This window comes from Providencia sp. PROV182 (assembly GCF_028480325.1).
In the GTDB taxonomy this organism is placed as follows: Bacteria; Pseudomonadota; Gammaproteobacteria; order Enterobacterales; family Enterobacteriaceae; genus Providencia; species Providencia hangzhouensis.
The window spans coordinates 62,520-84,764 of record NZ_JAMPOL010000003.1; the positions used below are offsets into that span (position 1 = coordinate 62,520).

22 protein-coding genes and 1 pseudogene are annotated in these 22,245 nt (G+C 36.4%); 14 read left to right on the forward strand and 9 right to left on the reverse strand.

What is annotated here, in order from left to right; translation table 11 throughout:
* Window positions 1–211: 211 nt before the first annotated feature.
* Complete coding sequence (gene ydeE, locus PR834_RS02215) at window positions 212–1,402, forward strand: efflux MFS transporter YdeE (RefSeq protein WP_262960701.1); 1,191 nt, start codon at window positions 212–214, stop codon at window positions 1,400–1,402.
* A 48-nt stretch (window positions 1,403–1,450) separates the two neighbouring features.
* Here the strand turns inward: ydeE and PR834_RS02220 are convergent, their stop codons facing one another.
* Window positions 1,451–2,602 carry an MFS transporter gene (locus tag PR834_RS02220; RefSeq protein ID WP_262960700.1) on the reverse strand — a complete coding sequence of 384 codons (1,152 nt, stop codon included), beginning with the start codon at window positions 2,600–2,602 and terminating at the stop codon, window positions 1,451–1,453.
* 526 nt (window positions 2,603–3,128) lie between these two features.
* Here PR834_RS02220 and PR834_RS02225 point away from each other — a divergent pair.
* Window positions 3,129–4,376 carry an MFS transporter gene (locus PR834_RS02225; RefSeq protein WP_262960699.1) on the forward strand — a complete coding sequence of 416 codons (1,248 nt, stop codon included), beginning with the start codon at window positions 3,129–3,131 and terminating at the stop codon, window positions 4,374–4,376.
* A gap of 113 nt (window positions 4,377–4,489) precedes the next feature.
* On the opposite strand, the gene ada is transcribed toward PR834_RS02225, so the two are convergent.
* Together ada and PR834_RS02235 are read right to left on the reverse strand one after the other, a co-directional pair.
* A complete protein-coding gene (ada, locus tag PR834_RS02230) occupies window positions 4,490–5,566 on the reverse strand; it encodes a bifunctional DNA-binding transcriptional regulator/O6-methylguanine-DNA methyltransferase Ada (protein ID WP_036957739.1) in 1,077 nt (358 codons plus the stop codon).
* Window positions 5,567–5,743: 177 nt separating this feature from the next.
* Window positions 5,744–6,664 (reverse strand): helix-turn-helix domain-containing protein, encoded by a 921-nt coding sequence (locus tag PR834_RS02235; RefSeq protein WP_272536357.1) that lies wholly within the window; start codon window positions 6,662–6,664, stop codon window positions 5,744–5,746.
* A gap of 88 nt (window positions 6,665–6,752) precedes the next feature.
* Here PR834_RS02235 and PR834_RS02240 point away from each other — a divergent pair, with 88 nt between their 5' ends.
* The 5 genes from PR834_RS02240 (at window position 6,753) to PR834_RS02260 (ending at window position 11,451) form a co-directional block, all read left to right on the forward strand.
* Entirely contained in the window at window positions 6,753–7,295 is a 543-nt protein-coding gene (locus tag PR834_RS02240) for a GNAT family N-acetyltransferase (protein WP_136134953.1), read from the forward strand.
* Between the two features lie 176 nt (window positions 7,296–7,471).
* Window positions 7,472–8,899, forward strand: a complete 1,428-nt coding sequence (locus tag PR834_RS02245) for a Na+/H+ antiporter NhaC family protein (protein ID WP_196724905.1) — start codon at window positions 7,472–7,474, stop codon at window positions 8,897–8,899.
* Window positions 8,900–8,914: 15 nt separating this feature from the next.
* A complete protein-coding gene (locus PR834_RS02250) occupies window positions 8,915–9,904 on the forward strand; it encodes a D-cysteine desulfhydrase (protein ID WP_196724904.1) in 990 nt (329 codons plus the stop codon).
* Window positions 9,905–10,034: 130 nt separating this feature from the next.
* Entirely contained in the window at window positions 10,035–10,556 is a 522-nt protein-coding gene (locus PR834_RS02255; protein WP_196724903.1) for a GNAT family N-acetyltransferase, read from the forward strand.
* A 28-nt stretch (window positions 10,557–10,584) separates the two neighbouring features.
* Window positions 10,585–11,451, forward strand: a complete 867-nt coding sequence (locus PR834_RS02260) for an SDR family oxidoreductase (protein ID WP_272536358.1) — start codon at window positions 10,585–10,587, stop codon at window positions 11,449–11,451.
* Window positions 11,452–11,758: 307 nt separating this feature from the next.
* Here the strand turns inward: PR834_RS02260 and yqfB are convergent, their stop codons facing one another.
* Entirely contained in the window at window positions 11,759–12,088 is a 330-nt protein-coding gene (yqfB, locus tag PR834_RS02265; protein WP_196724901.1) for a N(4)-acetylcytidine aminohydrolase, read from the reverse strand.
* Between the two features lie 184 nt (window positions 12,089–12,272).
* Here yqfB and PR834_RS02270 point away from each other — a divergent pair, with 184 nt between their 5' ends.
* Window positions 12,273–13,055, forward strand: coding sequence for a GNAT family N-acetyltransferase (locus PR834_RS02270; protein WP_272536359.1), 783 nt, complete (start codon window positions 12,273–12,275; stop codon window positions 13,053–13,055).
* Between the two features lie 137 nt (window positions 13,056–13,192).
* Here PR834_RS02270 and PR834_RS02275 read toward each other — a convergent pair whose 3' ends face one another.
* Entirely contained in the window at window positions 13,193–14,113 is a 921-nt protein-coding gene (locus PR834_RS02275; protein ID WP_272536360.1) for an alpha/beta hydrolase family protein, read from the reverse strand.
* A gap of 145 nt (window positions 14,114–14,258) precedes the next feature.
* Between PR834_RS02275 and PR834_RS02280 the strand changes: the two are divergent.
* The 5 genes and pseudogenes from PR834_RS02280 to PR834_RS02300 form a co-directional block, all read left to right on the forward strand.
* Window positions 14,259–14,525, forward strand: a pseudogene (locus PR834_RS02280) (inositol monophosphatase family protein); the annotation flags it as partial.
* A gap of 13 nt (window positions 14,526–14,538) precedes the next feature.
* Entirely contained in the window at window positions 14,539–15,699 is a 1,161-nt protein-coding gene (locus PR834_RS02285) for an MFS transporter (protein WP_110591704.1), read from the forward strand.
* Between the two features lie 186 nt (window positions 15,700–15,885).
* A complete protein-coding gene (locus tag PR834_RS02290; protein WP_262960693.1) occupies window positions 15,886–16,074 on the forward strand; it encodes an FAD-binding oxidoreductase in 189 nt (62 codons plus the stop codon).
* Window positions 16,075–16,077: 3 nt separating this feature from the next.
* A complete protein-coding gene (locus PR834_RS02295) occupies window positions 16,078–16,851 on the forward strand; it encodes a GNAT family N-acetyltransferase (protein WP_272536361.1) in 774 nt (257 codons plus the stop codon).
* A gap of 117 nt (window positions 16,852–16,968) precedes the next feature.
* Window positions 16,969–17,409 carry an adenylate kinase gene (locus PR834_RS02300; RefSeq protein ID WP_272536362.1) on the forward strand — a complete coding sequence of 147 codons (441 nt, stop codon included), beginning with the start codon at window positions 16,969–16,971 and terminating at the stop codon, window positions 17,407–17,409.
* A 158-nt stretch (window positions 17,410–17,567) separates the two neighbouring features.
* On the opposite strand, the gene ddlA is transcribed toward PR834_RS02300, so the two are convergent.
* Window positions 17,568–18,671, reverse strand: a complete 1,104-nt coding sequence (ddlA, locus tag PR834_RS02305; RefSeq protein ID WP_272536363.1) for a D-alanine--D-alanine ligase — start codon at window positions 18,669–18,671, stop codon at window positions 17,568–17,570.
* 133 nt (window positions 18,672–18,804) lie between these two features.
* A complete protein-coding gene (locus tag PR834_RS02310; RefSeq protein WP_272536364.1) occupies window positions 18,805–19,689 on the reverse strand; it encodes a LysR substrate-binding domain-containing protein in 885 nt (294 codons plus the stop codon).
* 149 nt (window positions 19,690–19,838) lie between these two features.
* Here PR834_RS02310 and PR834_RS02315 point away from each other — a divergent pair, with 149 nt between their 5' ends.
* Window positions 19,839–20,453, forward strand: a complete 615-nt coding sequence (locus PR834_RS02315; RefSeq protein WP_272536365.1) for a LysE family translocator — start codon at window positions 19,839–19,841, stop codon at window positions 20,451–20,453.
* Between the two features lie 29 nt (window positions 20,454–20,482).
* On the opposite strand, the gene PR834_RS02320 is transcribed toward PR834_RS02315, so the two are convergent.
* Both PR834_RS02320 and leuE read right to left on the reverse strand, forming a co-directional pair.
* Window positions 20,483–20,956 carry an NUDIX hydrolase gene (locus PR834_RS02320; RefSeq protein WP_036957747.1) on the reverse strand — a complete coding sequence of 158 codons (474 nt, stop codon included), beginning with the start codon at window positions 20,954–20,956 and terminating at the stop codon, window positions 20,483–20,485.
* 351 nt (window positions 20,957–21,307) lie between these two features.
* Window positions 21,308–21,949, reverse strand: a complete 642-nt coding sequence (leuE, locus tag PR834_RS02325; RefSeq protein ID WP_004254492.1) for a leucine efflux protein LeuE — start codon at window positions 21,947–21,949, stop codon at window positions 21,308–21,310.
* Window positions 21,950–22,245 lie beyond the last annotated feature (296 nt).

Genomic DNA, 22,245 nt, shown 5'->3' on the forward strand with positions numbered 1-22,245 from the left:
TATTACAACAGCATATAACGTTTAATTGGCTAGATTGTATTTCATATTGCCAGATTTTTAATTGAGAATGGCACATTAGCATCAGCAAAATATTGTTTTCAATTTTGAGCATTAATCACCATATCTCACCACTGTAAATTTAGGTATTTTATAGCTTACAGATAGTCCGAAACAAATATATAACAACAATTAATAAGTTAGGTTGTGAGCCATGTTATCTAAATTTAATATATCAAACAGTGCATTACTTGCATCATCTCTGCTCTTAACGATTGGGCGTGGTGCAACATTGCCCTTCATGGCTATTTACCTAACCCGTGAATATAAGATGGCTATTGATATTGTCGGTGTTGCAATGTCAATGGCTATGGTGGTTGGTGTTTTATTTAGTATGGGCTTTGGTATGTTAGCAGACCGCGTTGATAAAAAACGCTGTATGCTATTCGCAGTTATCGCCTTTATTTGTGGGTTTATTGCGATACCTATCGTGAATAATGCTATTTTAGTCATTATTTTCTTTTCGTTAATAAATTGCTCTTATTCCGTATTCTCAACGGTACTAAAAGCCTATTTTGCAGATACCCTTACGGTTGCATTAAAAGCAAAAATATTTTCCTTAAATTATACCTTCATTAATATAGGCTGGACTGTTGGTCCTCCCATTGGCACCTGGTTATTAATGTATAGTATTAACTTACCATTCTATTTAGCTGCAATTTCAGCCGCTTTTCCAATCTTTTTTATACAACGGTTTGTACAGAGCATAAAACCGATACCATTAGAAGAAGGCCAGACCCGCAAATGGAACCCTGTCTCTATGCTACGAGACCAAGTGCTGGCATGGTTTATTTTATCAACTTTCTTAGGTTCATTAGTTTTTGGAACTTTTACCACTTGGATATCCCAATATGCCATCACCGTTGCTAACAGTGATTTTGCCCAAGTGGTTATCGGTGTTATTTTGCCCGTAAATGCTATTGTCGTAGTGACGTTACAATATACAGTCGGTAAACGTATCACTCCAGATAACTTAAGAAAATTGATGACATTAGGTAGTCTATTTTTTATTTTAGGGTTGGCAACCTTTATGTATGCCCATGAAAACTTATACCTATGGGCTCTTGGCGCCTTTATTTTCACTTTAGGTGAGTTAATCTACGCCCCTGGCGAATACATGTTAATTGATAGTATTGCTCCAGACGGAATGAAGGCCAGTTATTTTTCGGCTCAATCTTTAGGGCTACTTGGCGGTGCATTTAATCCGATGTTAACAGGAGTTGTATTAACTGAACTTCCCCCCTATTTTATTTTCATTATTCTTATGTTTATTACATTTTTAGCCTGGCTATCCATGCTAAATGGAATGCGTCTAAGAAAAAAACAATTATTAGTTACCCAATAGCATTTTTTCTCCACTGAAAAACATTTTCGGTGGAGAAAAATGACCAATCTACTGCCTTTTTATTCTCTGTCTTATCGGTAAAACTAAACAAATAGCTGAACTCAATAATACAATAGTCATGATTATAGAAACCTTAAGATAATTTTTCGAAATGAGTAAAGAAAATATTGGTAATGCAGATAATAAAATCAAGTTGTTAACACTCTCGGATATAGACAAGACAAAACCTTTATTCTCTGCACTTTGCCTTGCTAACATTGCGGTGCTTATCGGAGAGGCCAATCCTAACATCCCACCAATAACAGTTAAGCATAATCCATGACCAATTAACGAAAGCCATCCACTAAGAAATAAGATAATCGTTACTATGATTATTGAAATAATAACCACGAGTTTTGTATTATTTGATACTTTAATTTTTTCAATTTTTGCAACTAAGCCATTGCCAAATAATAATCCCATCCCAAATAATCCCATTAAGCTACCAACCTCCGCACTTTCTAAGTGGGATCGTTGCCTTAATATTTCACCTGCAAGCAAGAATATACAAACTGATACCCCATTCCATAAACCTTTCGCTAATATGAGTCTGGTAATACCTACATGTTTAATCGCTTTAAAAGATAATTTTTTTCCGACAGTTTTTTGAGAGTGCGGCAGTGTAAATAGCCCTATAATGAATACGACTAAGCACCCTATCGCGGTATAAATAAAAGGGGCGTACCAAGCAAAATACTGGACTAATATCCCTGCAATAATTGGCCCCGTAATAATACCGACAGTCATTCCCACCATAATACTCCCCATTGCTGTAGCTTGTTTACTTTCACTAATTACATCAGCAATAAGTGCGAAGATAACGGGAACAAGTGCAGCAGAAGCCAATCCTCCGAAGCCCCTTAAAACAAGTGCAGTCAATAGATTAGGTGAAAAAATAATGACTAAACTATCGAGTGATAATAGCAAAAGAGCCATAAGCACAATCTTTCGTCTATCAATTCTATCTGATAAAAAACCAATAATAGGAGCTGCCAAGGTATAGGCCAACGCATAAGCCGATACCAACCACGTAATTTGGTCAGGTTGAACATGAAATACCGTTGCTAACGGCGATAAAATAGCCGATAACATAAATTCTGCGGTACCAACAAGGTATACCGCTACTGCCGACAAAAGCAGTAAGTAATGAGTAGAAGTCATAGTTTTCTCGTTTTGATATATATTGCATTATCCAATCAGTGCTTATGATTGGTATCGATATGGTTTTATTTAAAAAAATTAGGGGAGTTTTTTGGCAGTGAGTAGCTAGTTGTAAGTAACGTTTAAATACTGGAAGTATTGAGATGATTAATTAAGGTAACAAACTGGAAGATAAGAGCGAATAGAGGTCTATTAAATCTTAAACTTTAATTAAATTCAAGAGATTCCTGAAAAGTTAAATATATATTAACAAATATTCCATCATCTTAAATTTAGAAAAAATAATTGCTATCTGATTTCCTTGTTACTATGCATTTAATACGTAATATTACCCATTCAAATACACTAATTCCTGCGATTAATCGACTATTAGCCACTTCTATGTCAAAAAAAACTCTCATTATCTATTTTATAATGTACAAACAATAACATGATAGTTGCTTCCATATTTGGTTATTAAATCAATAGAATAGTTTATTTAATAATCACATTAAAGCATGTTTAGGCTAACGGAAGGTATATAAACATGAATATTATCACTCGGCTTAAATTCGTTTCATTCCTACAATTTTTTATCTGGGGATCATGGCTAGTTACTTTTGCATCTTACCTATTCAATACATTACATTTCAAAGGCGGTGAAATCGGCTTAATTTTTAGCACATTAGGTATCTCAGCCTTATGCTCACCGATTATCATCGGATTTATTGCAGATAAAATTAATAATAGAAAACTTGTATACACTACATCACATATCATTTCTGCTGTATTTTTAATCGTAATGGCTCATAGTGATTCAATAACCCTACTATTTATTGTGACATTAGTTCATCTAATGTTTTATATGCCGACTATTTCTGTTTGTAATAGTATTGTTTTTGAGATGTTGAGCGCTGAAAAGCTCGATTCTGATGTTTATTTTCCTAAAATACGCGTTTATGGTACCTTAGGCTTTATTGTCGCTATGTGGACAATTAGCTTATTAAAATTGGAAATGAGCTTTTATCAATTATATATTGGTGCTATTGCATCGATTGTACTCAGTATTTTTTCTATTTTCTTTATTTCAACACAGATCTGTAAAATTGAGAGAAAAGAAGAAAAACCCAGTTTTAGTTGTCAAAATATTATTTTACTATTTAAAAAAGGACGAGTTGCAGTATTTCTATTCTTTGCCATGTTATTAGGCTCTGTTTTACAAATTACCAATACCTTTGGCGTTCCCTTTTTACAAGATATGGCATTAATGCCTGAAGCTAGAGGCTCGGTTTTTTCTGAATATCCCACAATCTTTTTATCAATATCGCAATTTTCAGAAATTATATTTATTTTGCTTTTACCGCTATTACTCAAAAAATTCAAAATTGAAGCTATCCTATTTATGAGTATGATCGCGTGGATTTTACGATTAGGTTTATTTGCTTACGGTGATTTCACTGTGATTGGTACTATCGCTTTATTTTTATCCATGGTTGTATACGGCTGTGCATTTGATTTCTTTAATATCGCGGGAGCACTATTCTTAGAAAAAGAAATTGCCCCCGAATTTCGTTCAACAGCACAAGGTGTATTCACCACATTAGTGAACGGTTTTGGCACATTTTTAGGCGCTGTATTATGTGGATGGGTTATCGAACTTAATACGGTCAATGGTGTGGTGGATTGGAAAACTTTCTGGATGATCTTTACCGGCTACACTGCGAGTTTTACACTTTTCTATGTCATTTACTTGTTCTATCCTAAAAATAGTCAACCGAAAACTGCCATTCAATGACTCGTATTCCCCTTATTCATGAGTCATATATACAGAATAAGGGGGGTTATATTATTTCAAATGTGTGATTTTGAAATAGTCATATTAGGGTTACTCTTCATTTTTAGTGCAATTTAATTATTATCTGCCTTATACTTCGCCTCTTTTAGCAATAACGCTTGTTTTCGGTCAATACCCCAACGGTAACCAGAAAGATCACCATTACTCCTAACAACACGGTGGCACGGTATTGCTACCGCTAACATATTTGCACCACAGGCATTAGCTACCGCTCTGACCGCACTAGGCTGGCCAATTTTTTCTGCAATATCACTGTAACTCTTTGTTTCCCCAACTGGGATATTACGTAAAGCTTGCCAGACGCGTTGTTGAAATGCAGTCCCTTGAATGTCTAATGGTAAATTTAAACCAATTTCAGGCGCCTCAATAAAACCCACCACTTGAGCGACTAGTTGTTCAAAGTCGTCATTTCCTCCAATGAGCTCTGCGTTCGGGAATTTATCCTGTAAATTATTCAATAACTGCTCAGGGTCATCCCCTAACAAAATGGCGCAAACCCCTATCGGACTTTGTGCAACTAATAATGTTCCCAACGAGCAAACCGCAAGAGCAAAATAAATTTTACTGCCTCTTCCTCCTGATTTCCATTCACTCGGCGTCATGCCTAGTCGTTGAGATGAGGCTTCATAAAAGCGACTATTTGATTGATAACCTGCATCATAAATAGCATCCGTAATTCGTTTTTTTTCTTGAAGCTGTTGCTGCAATGTTTTATGGCGAAATGCATCCGCATATGCCTTTGGTGTTAACCCTGTCTGTGCTTTAAATAAACGGTGTAAATGATAGCGACTCATACCAATATAATCAGCTAACTCTGCCAAGCTCACCGTTTGTTCCTGCTGCTCAATATAACGACAAGCCTTTTCAATTTGTTCTTGATAAAATTGGGTTAATTGTGACGTTTCTGTCCGAAAGCGTTTTCCAGCACAGTAGCCTTGTTCAATAGCTTGCTGTTCATTATCGAAAAACTCAACATTATCTCTATTTGGTAAACGCCCCGCCGCAGATGGATGGCAATAAATAGCAGAGGTTCTTACACCGTAAACAAAATGACCATCTGCGGATTTATTCCTTTCAACCACCGCTTGCCACCTCTGTTCTGGCGTTTTCCACAAATTTTTAGTTATCATCATGTCGCCCTTCGCTGGTTAATTACATTAATTATGACAAACTTCAGTCCTAAAAAACTCCGAACATTGCTTTTTAATTCTAGCTTTATCCGTCCAGCACAAGGCCATAATTACATGAATTCCAATGTGTTATTGCGTTTATAAAAAGCACTCAACAAAAATTGAACCGCATTAGTATTATTTGTTTTTCAGCTCTTTTTGTGCAATGCGTTTTTTAAATCCTGTTAACGTCATTCCTGTATGCCGTTTAAAGTAACGGCATAAATAAGATGTATCTTCAAAATTTAATTCATCAGCAATTTGCTTAATGGATAAATTACCAATTTCTAATAATGCTTTTATTTCTAAAATAACTTGCCTATCTATTAATACTTTTGGTGGGTCATTAAAAAAAGTTTGACTAATTTTGGACAAGTAGAATGGTGTAATAGACAATTGTTCAGCATAAAATTTCACTTCTTTATGCTGCTTACAGTGAGTTGTAATTAAGTCCCAAAAACGCCAACACAGCTGCTCTTGGCGGCTTTTATTTTCTGGTTTTATAGAAATGTGTCGTGCATGATTACTGATTTCTAAAAATAAATTTTGTAAATGGTTTTTTAATTGTAATACCCCATATTTACCCCAATTAGACACTATAGCTAAAAGAATGTATCTCCAGCTTTCAAACAGTGCAACTTTTTCTAATGGAATTGAAATAACAGGAAAATCATTAAAAAAAGCAAATAATTGATTTGGTAGTACATAGGCAATTTCTGTTGCTAGCTTTTTATCAATCAACCAATATTCCAAACGAAATTTACGTGATTTGGCTTGCAGCATTGCAAAAGAATCATCGTATAAAATGATAATATCGTTTTTGCGTATCAGATGCCGTTTGAAATTAATATTGAAGACTCCATATCCTTGCTTGCATACACAAACCGCCACATAAGATGTTTTAATCGGTTTAAATTGCATCTCTTCCATATTACTTTCACCAATCCGAATGGCTTCAGGTAAATCAATTTGATAATTTTTTAAATGCTGCATGATTGTTGTGTTTTGATTTGCTTCATATAACGCCATCATAACAAAAAAGTTGTCATAAGTACCCATAATGTACAAGTTATGCCCTTATTTTATTTTCATAAATACCTAAAATAGCCTTCAAATTAAGGGATACCATAACGGGGAAGATTAGAAAATGGTACTTGCAACAAATAGGTTAGTATTGCGTCCTTGGCAAGAAACAGATGCCGCTGATTTATATTTCTATGCAAAAGATGAAAGAATTGGCCCTATCGCAGGTTGGCCTGCTCACAAAAATGAAGAAGAGAGTCTTTCTATCATCAAGAATATTTTTATGCGAGATGAAATTTACGCGGTAACGTTAAAAAAAGAAAACCAAGCTATTGGCCTGATTGGATTATCATTTAGCCATGAAAGTAATTTTCCCATTGGGGAAAATGATGCAGAAGTCAGTTATTGGATTGGTGTACCGTTCTGGGGTAAAGGCCTTATACCAGAGTCAATTAACGCCATAATGCACCATGCATTCACTAATTTGAAATTAGATAATTTATGGTGTGGTTACTTTCAAGGTAACGAACAATCTAAAATTGCCCAAGAAAAATGCGGCTTCAAATACTATGCAACTCTTGAACCACAATTTATTGAATTAATTGGTGAAACTAAGACAGAAGATATTAGTAAAATAACCGCTAAAGAGTGGCTAGCTCGACAGTAATATTTGATTCTATCTATACATGTGGCCAGCATTTATCTGTTTGGCCTTTTTCTTATTAATTTATTGTCACAACTCATTTCAATGATGAATAAAATTATTCTACCGTGTTCCTATTAATGCTATGATTTTTCAATAATTATAAAATTCATACTTTCACTAGGATCACAGGTAAACACATGCAGGACTATGGTATTTGGACCGTTATCACTCCCATTGTGACTATAATTTTGGCGATATTAACTCGCCAAGTCATGCTTTCATTAATGCTAGGAATATTCGTTGGTTTTACTGTCATTAACGATCACAACCTATTATTAGGTGTGCAAGGTACCGTTGATGGTATTATTGATACATTTTCATCTGCAGGGAATACGCGAACAATTGTCTTTATGGTCATGATCGGAGGGATAATGAGGCTTGTTGTTGTGACAGGCGGAGTTCGAGCATTAGTTCAGCTACTAACCAATAAGACAAAACTGATTAAAAACCGTAAATCTACCCAGTTTCTTGCCATTATCATTACTTCTCTTATTTTTATTGAAAGCTCAATTAACCAATTAGTCGCTGGCGCCTCAACTAAAAATCTAGCACGACAATATGGTGTTGCTCCTGAAAAAATGTCCTATATTATCCAAACAGCATGTGTTTCTGTTTGTTCCTCCGCCATCATCAATGGTTGGGGTGCAGTAATAATGGGGTTAATCGGGGTACAAATTTCCCAAGGTCTGATTCAAGGCGAGCCCTTTGATATTTTAATTACTTCGATTGGTTACAATTTAATGGCATGGTTATCTATTATAACTATCCTATTCTATGTATTTACCAATATTTCATGGGGTCCCATGAAAAAAGCTGAAGATAAATATCAACAAAATTTTATTGAGGGGAATATTTCCCAGTTACAAAGCCAAGATAATGAAGAAGAGATTATTGATCACCCTAACGCTCATTCTTCATTAAACTTCTTTATTCCTATTTTATCTACGGTGTTAATGGTCCCTATCGCACTATATATCACTGGTGACGGTGACTTTAGCAAAGGAAGTGGTTCGACATCCGTATATTGGGGAGTCATGTTTGGTACTGTGATATCTTTCTGTTGGTTTATCGGTCGACGGTTACTAAATATTGATGAATTCTTTAAAGAATTATTTATCGGCTACGCCAATATGCTAAAAATCAGCTCAATTATGATCTTAGCGTTCTTGATGGGAAATGTCTCTGCTGAGTTAAACACGGGAGCCTATATTGCTGAAGTCACTCAAGGAGTTATGGCCCCAGGTTTTTCTATTGGATTTATCTTTATAATTAGCGCCATTATGTCTTTAGCAACAGGCACCTCTTGGGGAACTTTCGCGATAATGATACCTATCGGGGTTCAATTAGGTTTATCTGTAGGAATGCCTGTTGAATATATGATTGGTGCAGCAATTTCTGGCTCAATATTTGGCGATATGACCTCCCCAATTTCTGCGGATGCTATTGTTGCTTCAATGGCGACAGACTGCGAACATATTGAGCATATTCGTACTCAAATGCCTTATGCGTTAGTAACTGCCAGTATTGTTCTTGCTATTTACCTTTACCTTGGTTTTTCTTATTAATTATTGGGAGTTTAGATGTCTATCCAACAACAACTAACACAGTACGCAAAAATAGATTTACTTAACTCGTCGACTCCACTTAATCGATTGAATAATTTATCGCATAAGTTTGGTCGTGAGATTTATATAAAACGTGATGATATGACTCCCCTTGCTATGGGGGGAAATAAACTGCGTAAACTAGAATTTTTAATGGCTGATGCATTAGCCAAAAAAGCAAAAATTATTGTTACCGCGGGGGCAATTCAATCAAACCATGTCCGCCAAACTGCAGCTGTTGCTGCCATGTATGGGCTTGAATGCGTTGCGTTATTAGAAAATCCAATTAAAAGTGATAACCCTAACTTTCTGCATAATGGTAATAAATTATTAACTGACTTATTTGCCACCCGTTGTATGATGTGTGATGAATTAACCGACCCACAATCCCAAATGGAAGCGCTAATTAAAACACTTTCTCTTAAAGATGCCTATATTGTCCCTGTGGGTGGGTCAAATACATTAGGTTCTTTAGGCTATGTCCAATGCGCTATTGAGATAGCTCAACAGAAGCCAGAACATATTGAATTTGATAAAATTATTGTTGCTTCAGGAAGTGCTGGAACCCATGCAGGGCTTGCCATTGGTTTACAAGAATTACTACCACAGAGCCAAGTCATTGGCGTGACAGTGTCACGAAAGCAACAAGACCAAGCCCCTAAAGTTGAAAAATTGCAATCCGAACTGGCTCAATGGTTGGGTCTAGCTAAAACACCTGAAGTACAATTATGGGATAACTTTTTTGCTCCCATGTATGGAATGCCAAACCAAAAAGGCCTCGCCGCAATCAACTTATTAGCGCGGCAAGAAGGTATTTTATTAGACCCAGTTTATACCGGTAAAGCCATGGCTGGGTTAATTGACTACTTAGAAAATTCGGAAGAAAAAAACCCCATTCTATTTGTTCATACAGGTGGAGCCCAAGCATTATTTGCTTACTCAGATATTAGCCAAACAATTAAATAATCATCATCAGATAAAAGGGCCAAATAGTCCTTTTATCTTCTCTCTAATACCAAAAATGCTCTACTTTTCCTCTTCTATGACATTTATCAATTGATTGCTATACACTGATAAAGCACAGGAGAAAACATTTATGAACCAAGTTCCCCATATACTAAGAAAAGCAACGAAACACGACGCGTTATTGCTACATAAAATAGGTACGGAAAGTTATTTGCATCATTTTGCTACATTATGGAATAGCCAAAATGAACTTAACACATATTTAAATCAAGAATACAGCACAACTAAAATCACTGAGGACCTTAATCAACAGCATATTGATTGGTATATTATTGAAAATACGAGCCCAATCGGTTTAGTAAAACTAACCTATCACTCCTGTATACCTGAAACTAATTTAGTTGGTACTTTGTTAAATAAGCTTTACTTTTCTCCTGGCGCTACAGGTAAAGGTTATGGAAAAACCGTATTTAAATTTATTGAAGCGCTCGCAAAACAACAAGGTGACTCTTTGCTATGGTTAGATGTTCTCGCAAGTAACACTCGAGCAATGGCATTTTATCAGTCAAACGATATGCATATTCTAAAAGAAATGTTATTTACAAGCGAAACTCAGCAATCTCTTGAATATATTATGAGCAAAACACTTTAACTGAATATATTGTCACTATAGGATATTCATGAAAAATACAATTCTTATTACTGGTGCAACAGGCCAGGTTGGTCATTACCTTATCCAATCATTACAGAACAAAGGCTATCATGATATTGTTTTAGCGGTTAGAGATCCTGCTAAGTTGAAAAACACACCTTATCGAACTGTTGTTATGGATTATGATAAGCCAGATACTATTGAAACCGCTTTACAGGGTATAGATTCCGTTTTCATGATGACAGGCTATACCATTGATATGCTTGTACAAAGTAAGGTTTTTGTTGATATCGCAAAAAAATCAGCCGTGAAATATATCGTGCATTTAGGTGCCTGTGGGGACGATGAGGCGCAAGTGGCACATTGGGCATGGCACCAACTTATTGAACGCTATATTGAATGGTCAGGAATACAATTTACTCACCTTCGCCCCGAATCTTATATGCAAAACTTACTGGGTTATCAAGGGGATGAGAACTTGCAAAAAGGTATCTTGCGCTCTTATTTTGGCAATGCGGTACTCAGTTGGGTAGACTGTGCCGATGTTGCTGAACTAGCGGCTTATTACTTACTTAACCCGCAACAACATGCAGACCAAATTTATCGTCTTGGTTATGAAAACAAAAACTACACACAAATAGCTGAATTATTAACAGAACAATTGGGGATCCCTTTCAGCTATCAGGCAGAAAATCCCAATCAGTTTTGGCAACATGCCGTTAAAAATAATTTAGAACTCGCTTATATGAAAAGTATCTATGACCATTATGTCGCTTTTACCAATGGGGAATTAGACCGTTCAGGAATAATTTTTGATAATTTTCAAACTATAACGGGTAAAGCGCCAACATCACTAAAAGAATTTATTTTAAAACATCAAGAAAAATTCAAATAAACTTAAAATAGGCCTCTAATTTGGCCTATTTTTATATTATTTTTTATTCGCAATAAGTATTCCCAAAAAATTAATATTCTGCCAATAAAGGTCACTGTACTGAGTTGCTCATTAAGAAATAGAGTTCCCACAATAACCGTACTCAGCGGATTTAGTGCAATAAATACCCCTTCACCCACAGCCACTAATGATGACCCCCCTTAGCCCACCACTTAAGCGTAGTATTGCTTTTGCTGTTATTAACGAGAACCAAGCATCACCGGCAACAAAGGCATTTTTACAAATTACCAAAAAACTATATTCTTGATCAGTCAGTGCTATTCAGCAATTGGTAAGTGATCACGTATAAATATTGCTCGTTTGGGTAAATCTCTTTGATAAGTGCTTTCAACGTCTCTAGACCCATGGCTTCTTGCTTAGCGTGGTATTCAGAAATGTCATCATAAGAAATGGGCTCTACCGACAATATTTTAATATCAGTATAATATTTCCCTGTTTCTAACGCATATACCTTCACAATACTCCCAGGAACATAATCGCTCTCGCTTTTATCACGAATAGTGATAATTTTTTTACCGGAAACCACCAATGGAAGTAAACGCTCAAAAAAGGTTATCGTGTCTGGTGCGTTATTCATAATAATTCTCTTATTTTTATACAATCTCTTTTCTAGGAAGACCTATTTTCTTATAAATCCAATAAATTGCAATAAAATGGTTCTTTTTGTGCTTTCAATTATACGAACACTATAGCGATCATTGCGTTTTATATACAATCAAGCCATAAAAATATTATCTACTACTATAAACTGAGTATACATAATGGATAACAATGAAAATTTGTTCTATCAACAAGAACACTATTTTTGGTCTGCAATATGTGCAAATATGGTGAAAATTAGCAACCAAACTAGTGCTTATTTTTCTGAGCTACCATTGCCTATATTTAATTATATTTACCTCCACCAAGGCGCACTCATTTCAGATTACGAGAAGGCCGAAGCGCTGTTCAAAAAACAAACTAAGCCTTATGTACTGGTTGTTCATGACCAAATACTTTCACTATTTGAGTCAGAAATAATAACACGGAGATTAGTCTTTGATGGTGAATCAACCGCAATGATTTTGCCACAAGGGGCTCTGTCTCAATACAATTCACCACCACCGCTTAATACTGATTTTCAGATAATACAGAGTAATGATCGACTCGAAGATTGGGCTCAGCCGTTAATTACAGCATTCCCTGTCGATTCTGATACAGATGAAAGTGACTCAACTGTTACTGACGAGTATATTCGTTATCACCAAAGAGCACTTGATAAACAAACTAATATGGTGCATTTAGTCTTATTTGCAGATCAGCAACCAGTCTCAACCTTAACTATGACATTTAATAATGAAACAGCTCGACTTGATGATATTGGTACTGATATTCAATACCAAGGTAAAGGGCTCGCGACTTCACTTATTAAACATGCGCTATACCTTTGCTATCAACAAGGGATTAAACAGTGTGTATTGGAGTCATCCAGTGAAGGGTTATCTATCTACAAAAAACTGGGTTTTGAACCTATTTTTAATTACTACAGCTATATTTCGGAGTGATTTTATTGAATGCATCTTAATAATCAAGATGCATTTTACTTTACCTAAAAAAATAAGGTTTAATGTAATCACTAATCGCAAAACTGCACCTAGTGACACAATCATGGGGATTAATATAATGATAACTCCCAGTATATTTATTTTGTCACCGTTTGGTACCAATGTTGAATATCTGTCACAATTTGTTCAGTGTGCAACTGCCCATCTTTATCTTTGAAATAATGGTCTAAATCTTGATAAGAACGGTAACTAACATGGGTATTACGAACTTGTTTCATCATATTATCTGTACCATGAGCATCCACGTTGGTATCCGCCATCGTTTGTATCACCAAATGTGGGGTTTTAACTGACTGGATAAGTTTTAAATTGTCAATGGTGAGCATCTCATACCACCATTTCGAGCCATGGCCGCTGACAAATTGGTCGTTATTTAATTGCTTTTGTTTTACCGCTTCTGCAAATTGTTTAAAACCTTCCTTTGAGTTAGCAATTTCTTCTTTAGGTGTATTATTTTCAATACTATATAGAACATCATTAATGAAGTATTGGCCGCCAACATTCAATGCAACGGATGCGGTAATAAAGTTTTCTTGTGCAACAATTAAATTAGTTACCAGCGCACCTTCACTTCCGCCTAATAGCACTATGTGTTGGTAATCATTTTTTAATTGCTTTAATACTGCTACATAATTATTGGTGCGTTCTAATGGCGAGTCTTTCGACATGTAGTCAACAGGACATTCTTCTTCTGAAGCTTCTTCGCCATTAACCCCCACTTGGCTGTTTAATCCTGTTTTTTCAACTAATAAAATATCATTATGAGGAAATACAACCCCGAAATTTTTCAACATATTGGGGTTATTAATGACGCTTTTACAATCTGAGCCTTGTAATAAAACTAATAAATCCTTTGATTTTTTGGCTTGTTTTTGGATTAAATAATAATTTATATCTTTGCCTGCAAAGTGCATAGTTTGCATACTCACAAGTAAATTCTGTGCAAATACACTTAATGGATAAATTGAAAACAACAAAGGCGTAATTTTTAGTTTCATTGCACACTCATCATGTTCTATAAGGACCTTTCGACGATATTATATTGAGTTTTTTATAACAAATAGCGCCTAAAATGCCCTCGTAAAACAAGATTAAATATAGATATACGGTTTAGACCAGTACAATTTTTTTATGGCGCTTGAGAAACAAGTATTAATGACTCGCTATGGGGGAGAATGCTATGCAATGGCAATGTTAGCAGCGGGTAAAATCGATATTTGTGTCGAATTCGCACTGGAACCTTATGATATTGTTCCATTAATCCCTATTATAGAACGTGCTATTGGCAAAGTGACTACATTAGATGGTTGCTGAGCTGAAATTGGTGGTACGGTTGTAGCAACAGGCTACCCAAACCTTCATGAACAAATTCTGGCTATCTTAATACAGGTAGTTAATTTTATCTTTTAAGAAGTATTATAAAATGCAATCTACTCAACAAGTTAATAGTCATGTTTCCTTTATGCCTGCGAAAAGGGAACAAGTTTCTACTCGAATTATTTTTTTTATTGCCGGTTTTGTTACCGCGGCCTGGGCAGCCATTGTTCCTTATGTCAAACTTAACACAGGGGCAAATGATGCCACCCTTGGCATGCTACTATTATGTTTCGGTGGAGGGGCACTTATTGCTATGCCAGTAACTGGTGCATTAGCTGCCAAATTTGGTTGCCGCCGTTTAATGGTGTTTTCTACCATCGCCTTTAGTTTGTTATTCCCCATTTTATCCTCTTTATCGCAAATTAACTTTATTATCATTGCCTTATTATTATTTGGAATTTTCATTGGCTTAACAGATTGCGCGATGAATGTTCAAGCGGTGATTGTTGAAAAATCATCTGATAAGCCAATTATGTCCGGCTTTCATGGTTTTTATAGTGTCGGGGGGATAGCTGGTGCAGGTACCATGAGTTTGATCTTGTTACTTGGTGTTTCCGCGACAATGGCATCAATCATCGTTTCAGTTATTGCCGTAGTTTTATTAGCTATTTGCTATAACGGTTTAATCCCTTACGCTAACGCCCCAACAGGCCCTCTTATCGCTATACCGAAAGGCATTGTTTTGGTTATTGGGGTTGTTTGTTTTGCCGTTTTTCTTGCTGAAGGCGCAGTTCTTGACTGGGGAGCTGTATTTTTAATTGAACACCATGGATTAGAAGAAACTTTAGGCGGCTTAGGGTTTGCTGCTTTTGCCACAACTATGACGATTGGCCGATTACTGGGCGACAAAATTGTTATGCGAGTCGGTTCCTCTCGCGTCGTATTTTTAGGTGCTTTACTCGCTTGCCTCGGTTTTGTTATTGCTGTTTTATCTCCTCATCTTATATTTGCCATCATGGGTTTTGCATTAGTCGGTGCAGGTTCATCTAATATAGTACCGGTGATGTTTTCTGCTGTAGGGAAGCAAAAAACGATGCCAGAGGCTCTTGCCGTACCTGCAATTTCAACTTTAGGCTATTTAGGTATTTTGGCGGGACCTGCAGCTATTGGTTTTGTTGCTTTTCAACTGTCCCTGGCAACTGCATTATTATTAATTTCTGCATTATTAGTTATTATTGCTTTTGTGACTCGCTTTATCCGTGTGTGATTTTTTGAATCTCATAAGGCTGCCCTTGCAGGTTCAGGTAAAATACTCTGTGCTGAAGATTATATTGATGATAAGCCTGAACACAACGCGTTAGCTATCGCACAAAACGCCCTTACAACAATTAAAAATTCATTTATAGGTAGTAACACGCTAAATCTTGAAAACGCTTTCACAGGAATGCGACCTATGCCTAAAGATGAGACGCCAATTGTCGGAAAAGTTGCTGATTTCGAAGGTTTATATATTATCAGTATGCACGCTGCGATTACGCTAGCGCCTTTGATATGCCAATTGGCTCAAGATGAAATCTTGCATGGGATAGAACAAGCCGCATTAGGTCCATATCGATTAACTCGTTTTGTATCAGGTAACTGACAAATGAATATTCCGTTGTACTATTTAAGACATTATCAATCGATTGAAAAAACATTCTGGACATCTATTTGTGAACATAGTATCCAGATTGCACAACACACAATTTGCTATTTAACGCCCCTTAATTCGCCAGCGTTTAACTTCATTTATTTGCAGCCTGACTCAACCAGTCACGCCTTTATGCAGGCTCACAACCTGTTTGTTTCACAGAAGAAAAACCATACCTTAGTGATCCCCGAAGAGATGCTACAGCAGGTGGTAACTGAGGCTGAGTCATTAGGGTATAAACGTGACAGCGTCACGACTGCAATGGCACTGACCTTAGTAAAGCAAAATGAAGTTGAACTGCCTGATAACCAAGTCGATATCGTCTTAGCCAATCACGATTTGTCTTTGTGGGCAAAGCCACTGGTTTCTGCGTTTTACCTGTCTGAAGAGCACGATCAGGTTATTCAGGAATATGTGCGTTATCATGAGGATGCATTACAACAAGGCGCCCCGCAGTTTCACCTTGTGTTACTCGTTAATGGTGAACCAGCGACCTCCATGACTGTGACGATCGAAGGTACGTTAGCGCGTTTTGATGATATTGGTACCGAGCCAAGCCATCAAAGTAATGGTTACGCTTCACAACTTATTGATTATGCATTAGCATTTTGCCGCCAACAAGGTGTAGAACACTGTTTCCTAGATGCGTCTGAAGCGGGATTTGATTTGTATAAAAAATTTGGATTTGAACCTCTCTTTCGCTATATCAATTATGTTTGGTGCAAATAATTTATAACCATAATGTTATTTGTAGAGCTATCTGAAGTGGGATCATTGTTCACACAATGGTTCCAAGCTCAGTCATTCCAGATTAATCATAATGACAAAATTATCTAATATTTACATATGAAAATTAATATTATTGGCACTAGTGGTAGCGGTAAAAGTACCCTTTGCCAACAACTTTCGCTGTTGTTAAACGTCCCTTCTATCGAATTGGATAGCTTATATTGGTTAGCGAATTGGCAAGGTTCTTCGGATGATGCGCTTAACCAGAAACTCACCGCTGCATTAGATAAAGCGGTATCTGGATGGGTTCTTGATGGAAACTATACGCGAACCCAACCCATTAAATGGAAAGAGGTTGATATGGTGGTATGGCTGGATTACTCCTTACCAAGAACGCTTTATCAGTCGATTACGCGCACATTGTCGCGCATTCGTTCAGGGCAAGAGTTGTGGGCAAATACAGGTAATAAAGAACGTTGGAAAAATGCTTTTTTCAGCCGTGATTCAATAATTCTGTGGCTACTAAAGACTTACTATCCAAATAAGAAAAAAATCTAAGTCATATGGCAAATATCAACTTACGCCATATTCAGTTTGTTCGACTCACCTCACCAAAAGAAACAAACTTATTTTTACAACAAATGAAAGCTCAAGTTCAGAGTAAATAAACATCTCGGTAGCCATAAAAACCACCGAGATAGTATTTTATTCAGCAATTAAAGCTCATCACATGCCGTTTTCAACATCGCAGTTTGTTGGAATTTTTCAATTCCTAGCTCAATCAAGCGGCTGATTAATTGCGGGTATGTCATGCCCGCTTGTTGCCACAATTTTGGGTACATACTGATGTTCGTAAAACCAGGCAACGTGTTGATTTCATTGATGACTACGTCGTTATTTTCCGTTAAGAAAACATCTACACGGGACATTCCACTGCAATTTAATGCGCGATACGCGGATAAGGCAATCTCGCGGATTTTATCACTCACCGCAGCATCTAACTGTGCAGGAACCACGACAGAGGCGCCATTTTCATCAATATACTTAGTGTGGTACGCATAGAAACTATCGTGTAATACGATTTCACCACAAGGGCTGGCTAGAGGTTCTTCATTACCCAGTACGGCGCATTCAATCTCACGCCCTTTTACTGCACTTTCAATAAGGACTTTCATATCAAATAAGAAAGCAAAATCCAGTGCTGCGTCAAATTCCGATTCAGTGCTGACTTTACTGATCCCGACAGATGAACCTTGATTTGCGGGTTTAATAAAAAGTGGTAAACCTAATTGCGCCACGGTCGCTTCATATTCAGTTGTTGCGCGCTCATTTTTGAGCACTGTTATAAACGGAGCAATATTTAAGCCTGCATCTCTAAGTAATCTTTTAGTAACGTCTTTATCCATACAGGCAGAGGAACCTAAAACCCCCGGACCGACAAATGGTAAATTCGCCATGCGCAATAAACCTTGCAACGAGCCGTCTTCACCTAAGTTACCGTGAACAATAGGGAAAATAACATCGATTTGTGGCAATGGCTTAGCATCTTCTAACGAAATAAACTGTTCGCTTGTTTTACCTGGAACAAGTGCGATAGCTCGCTTAGGCGTATTCAACGCAATACGAGAGGGATCATCACCATGCAATAAAAAATCAGATTCGTTATATTCATGCCATTGCCCTTCTTTATTAATCCCTAAAAGGCATACATCAAATTTATTGCGATCTAACCCATTGATAATATTTTTAGCAGACTGTAGTGAAACTTCATGTTCTGTTGATCGGCCACCAAAAATAACACCGACTCGTATTTTGCTCATTATTTGCTCCGACATAAAACACCAAACCTAGCCGAGAAATATAGCACGCAAAGAAAAGGTTATGGCATAAATTATTTATTTTTCATTAAGATTAGCTGGCTTTATGACCAAACCTTCTTTTTTTGATAGCCAATTATCTTTTATCTATCAGAGTTTCAATACTAATATTCACCTGTTCAATTAGCCATTGTGTAAAAATAGCCGCAGCACTGCCTTGCTCTACAGGTTTAGATGACAATAAATAATATGCTGAATTATCTTCAATAAAACCATATGGCGCGGCTAATTGTTTCGATTTTACTTCATCTGCAACCATCAGAAATGAAGCAAGCGCCGCCCCTTGCCCAGCCAAAGCCGCTTGTATACACAAATAAAAGTGTTCATATGTAATAGTTTTACTATTTTGAAACGCTATTTCTTTTATATTTTGCCAAGTTTCCCATGCAGTTGGCCTAGATAGAGTTGACAGTAGCGTTATATGACTAAAGTTTTCTTTAAAATCAAGTTCAGGCCGAACCACGACGCCCATACGTTCTGAGCACACTTTTACCGCGCAAAGATTGTCATCCCATTTGAAATCATTGCGCCTCAATGCTAAATCAACATTCGTTTTTGTGAAATCGATAACACCACCTGCTGCCACTAAATGCACTGTAATATGGGGATATTGTTGATAAAAATGTGTAAGCCGAGGAATTAACCACTTCATTGCGATTGTAGGTTCACAAGACAAACTAACAACATCAGGAAATGTATTGTTTTTTATCTTTTCAACCCCCTCCTTAAGCTGTTCAAATATTGCACTGGTTGTTTGTAACAATATTCGTCCATTAGCCGTTAAAAAAACAGCACGGTTCCTTCGTTCGAATAGCTCAACACCAAGGTGTTCTTCTAATAAACGAATTTGTCGGCTAATCGCACTATGAGTCACATTCAGCTCTTGAGCCGCTTGCACAAAGCTACCTGCTTTCGCAGCAGTATCAAAAAAACGTAATGACGTTAACGGTGGTAGTTTCATATATAGGTAACAAAAACTGACAGATTTGCGTCAGGATAAATCGCTTTTTAGTTTTATTCAATCTATTGATAATAAAAACAATAAATGAAAAAGCATTTTTAGAATAAACCTGTTTTTGGTCTGTTTTTATTATCTTTTAGGAAATTAATATGAATGAAATCATTGCGGTTGCAACCATTACCATTTTAGCTGTCATTAGTCCGGGGCCAGACTTTGCTATGGTAACTCGTAGTAGTTATACCTATGGCATTAAAACAGGCTTATTGTGTGCGCTAGGTATTGCTGTTGGTGTGCAGGTTCATGTGTTTTATACCATTTTTGGCATCACTTTGGTCATTATGAGTTCACTAACATTATTCTTAATCGTTAAACTTATTGGGGTGTTTTACTTGGTATACATCGGATTTAAATCATTAACAAATAAAGTCAAAATATCCTCAGATAAAGCCGTATCAAAGCCATTATCGGCCCTAAATGCGTTTAAAAATGGTTTTCTGACAAATGCTTTAAACCCAAAAACCATGTTTTTTGTGATTTCTGTGTATAGCCAAGTTATTAGTACACAAAATTCAATTTGGTTAAATTTAAGTTATGGCTTATTTATTTCCTTTGCCCATTGGCTATGGTTTAGCCTAATTGCTATTTTCTTTGCAACGCCAGCAGTCAGAAACAAAATTCTTAACTACCAATTTATTATGGACCGAACGATTGGAATTCTACTGATTTTATTGGGATTATCTCTACTATTCTTTAATATAAACTAACTCCACATTCACATTCACATTCATGGTAGTTATTTACCCTGCAATCGATAATATTCATTGACCACTTTCGCCAACTCAACCACATCGGTTGGAATATTGAGTTTGGCGAGTTGGTCAAATGGCACCCATTCAAATGGGGCAAAAGGCGATTGTGATGAGGGTAATAGCTCACATAAGTAAATCATATCAATATGCCAATGGTTCCCTTTCTTTTTATCCGCAATAAATTCTTTCAAGATAGCGATGGGCAACGGTAATACTTGTGTATGGGATGAATCCTGCACTTGCGATACAAAGGGAAAACCGCAACTGACCACTTGGCACTCTAATCCAGTTTCTTCAAGAACCTCTCGGAAAACAGCATGTTGTGGTTCTTCATTTGCTTCAATGTGACCGCCTGGAGGTAACCAAAAACCAAGTTTTTGATGTTCGTGTAATAAAAACTCACCATGCTCATTACGGATCATTGCTGTTGCCGTAAAATGTTTAACTTCCTCTCTCATCTCACCACATCCTTTTTTTATTTTGTTATTCTTACATTGAGTTTCTGGTGGTGAGCCTAACACCTTGTTGCCTTCCAGTCACGGTAACCATTTCAACTTACATGAGGCATTCAAAGCGCAGTCAGCGGAAAGAAATTATCATATGCTTAGCTGATGGCGATTGGTTATTAACTCAGGTGGTTAAATTGAAAAAAGAATTTGATTTTTATAAGCAACAAGCTATGAACTTTGAGAATGGGGAACAAAATAAAAACCCATGAGATTTGTTATTGTTCATCATCAAGATGCGCAATAAATTGAACAAATTAGAGGAATAGCCAGCACATAGACTGGCTATTTCTGATAAAACCATTACGCGGTTAATGCAAGTTTTGCTCCAAACATCAAGAATACAGCACCAATACAGCTATTAGAGAACTTCGAAAGCTTTTTATTATGTTTAACCATATTCGTTACGGCAACAGCACCAAAAATCAGCAGTGATAAATAAATCATGCTACAAGTTTCTAAAATTAGGCCAAGTATGAAAAATGGCACACCTGCACTTGGGTAAGCTGGGTCAATAAATTGGATAAAAAATGAAACATAGAAAATGATCATCTTAGGATTTAGTAAACTTAAAAAAACGGCTTTCTTATAGGTGCCCTTGGTTTCTAAGATAATTGAATCAACATCACCTGTATTTTCTTTCTTATGCAATACGCTATACAGGGTTTTAATCCCTAAATAAAATAAATAAGCCGCCCCTGCGTATTTTATAACACTAAAAAAGATAGGTGATGTTTTTACTAAAGATGCAACACCTAAAAATGATAGAAAAATGAGCACAGCATCCCCGGTAAAGACACCTAATGCGGCTTTATAACCATTTTTCACACCATATTTTGCACTGCTAGTTAAAACAAATAAAGAATTAGGGCCTGGTACCAATGTAATAAAAATAACACCGATAAGATAAGTCCATAAGTTTGTAATACCGAGATTTTCAAGCATAGGAAACCCGCTAACTCAATAAAAGTTATAACAAAAAATTCACATCATTTATTTATGACTATATGATACAGGCTTTACATTACTTATAAAAGATATCACCACATAATAATGTCAATATGAAATATAAACCCAAATAATATTAAAATGCTAGATAAACAACAATGAATGAAGATCAAAAAACAGAATAACAAACCAAAACAAGAACCTTAGTTAGAAGCTAACTATAAATAGCCAATCAAGCAGTTGTAAATGCTGACATAGATAATTAAATTAGCATTTAATTTTATAGAATAAAT

Bases quoted from the DNA above. Each gene is read 5' to 3' on its own strand.
- PR834_RS02320 (WP_036957747.1), bottom strand. From the start codon at position 20,956: ATGAGAGAGGAAGTTAAACATTTTACGGCAACAGCAATGATCCGTAAT.
- PR834_RS02255 (WP_196724903.1), top strand. From the start codon at position 10,035: ATGAACCAAGTTCCCCATATACTAAGAAAAGCAACGAAACACGACGCG.
- PR834_RS02290 (WP_262960693.1), top strand. From the start codon at position 15,886: ATGCCTAAAGATGAGACGCCAATTGTCGGAAAAGTTGCTGATTTCGAA.
- ada (WP_036957739.1), bottom strand. From the start codon at position 5,566: ATGATAACTAAAAATTTGTGGAAAACGCCAGAACAGAGGTGGCAAGCG.
- PR834_RS02300 (WP_272536362.1), top strand. From the start codon at position 16,969: ATGAAAATTAATATTATTGGCACTAGTGGTAGCGGTAAAAGTACCCTT.
- PR834_RS02315 (WP_272536365.1), top strand. From the start codon at position 19,839: ATGAATGAAATCATTGCGGTTGCAACCATTACCATTTTAGCTGTCATT.
- PR834_RS02225 (WP_262960699.1), top strand. From the start codon at position 3,129: ATGAATATTATCACTCGGCTTAAATTCGTTTCATTCCTACAATTTTTT.
- yqfB (WP_196724901.1), bottom strand. From the start codon at position 12,088: ATGAATAACGCACCAGACACGATAACCTTTTTTGAGCGTTTACTTCCA.
- ydeE (WP_262960701.1), top strand. From the start codon at position 212: ATGTTATCTAAATTTAATATATCAAACAGTGCATTACTTGCATCATCT.
- PR834_RS02275 (WP_272536360.1), bottom strand. From the start codon at position 14,113: ATGAAACTAAAAATTACGCCTTTGTTGTTTTCAATTTATCCATTAAGT.
- PR834_RS02260 (WP_272536358.1), top strand. From the start codon at position 10,585: ATGAAAAATACAATTCTTATTACTGGTGCAACAGGCCAGGTTGGTCAT.
- PR834_RS02240 (WP_136134953.1), top strand. From the start codon at position 6,753: ATGGTACTTGCAACAAATAGGTTAGTATTGCGTCCTTGGCAAGAAACA.
- PR834_RS02295 (WP_272536361.1), top strand. From the start codon at position 16,078: ATGAATATTCCGTTGTACTATTTAAGACATTATCAATCGATTGAAAAA.
- PR834_RS02310 (WP_272536364.1), bottom strand. From the start codon at position 19,689: ATGAAACTACCACCGTTAACGTCATTACGTTTTTTTGATACTGCTGCG.
- PR834_RS02235 (WP_272536357.1), bottom strand. From the start codon at position 6,664: ATGGGTACTTATGACAACTTTTTTGTTATGATGGCGTTATATGAAGCA.
- PR834_RS02220 (WP_262960700.1), bottom strand. From the start codon at position 2,602: ATGACTTCTACTCATTACTTACTGCTTTTGTCGGCAGTAGCGGTATAC.
- PR834_RS02270 (WP_272536359.1), top strand. From the start codon at position 12,273: ATGGATAACAATGAAAATTTGTTCTATCAACAAGAACACTATTTTTGG.
- PR834_RS02285 (WP_110591704.1), top strand. From the start codon at position 14,539: ATGCAATCTACTCAACAAGTTAATAGTCATGTTTCCTTTATGCCTGCG.
- PR834_RS02250 (WP_196724904.1), top strand. From the start codon at position 8,915: ATGTCTATCCAACAACAACTAACACAGTACGCAAAAATAGATTTACTT.
- leuE (WP_004254492.1), bottom strand. From the start codon at position 21,949: ATGCTTGAAAATCTCGGTATTACAAACTTATGGACTTATCTTATCGGT.
- ddlA (WP_272536363.1), bottom strand. From the start codon at position 18,671: ATGAGCAAAATACGAGTCGGTGTTATTTTTGGTGGCCGATCAACAGAA.
- PR834_RS02245 (WP_196724905.1), top strand. From the start codon at position 7,472: ATGCAGGACTATGGTATTTGGACCGTTATCACTCCCATTGTGACTATA.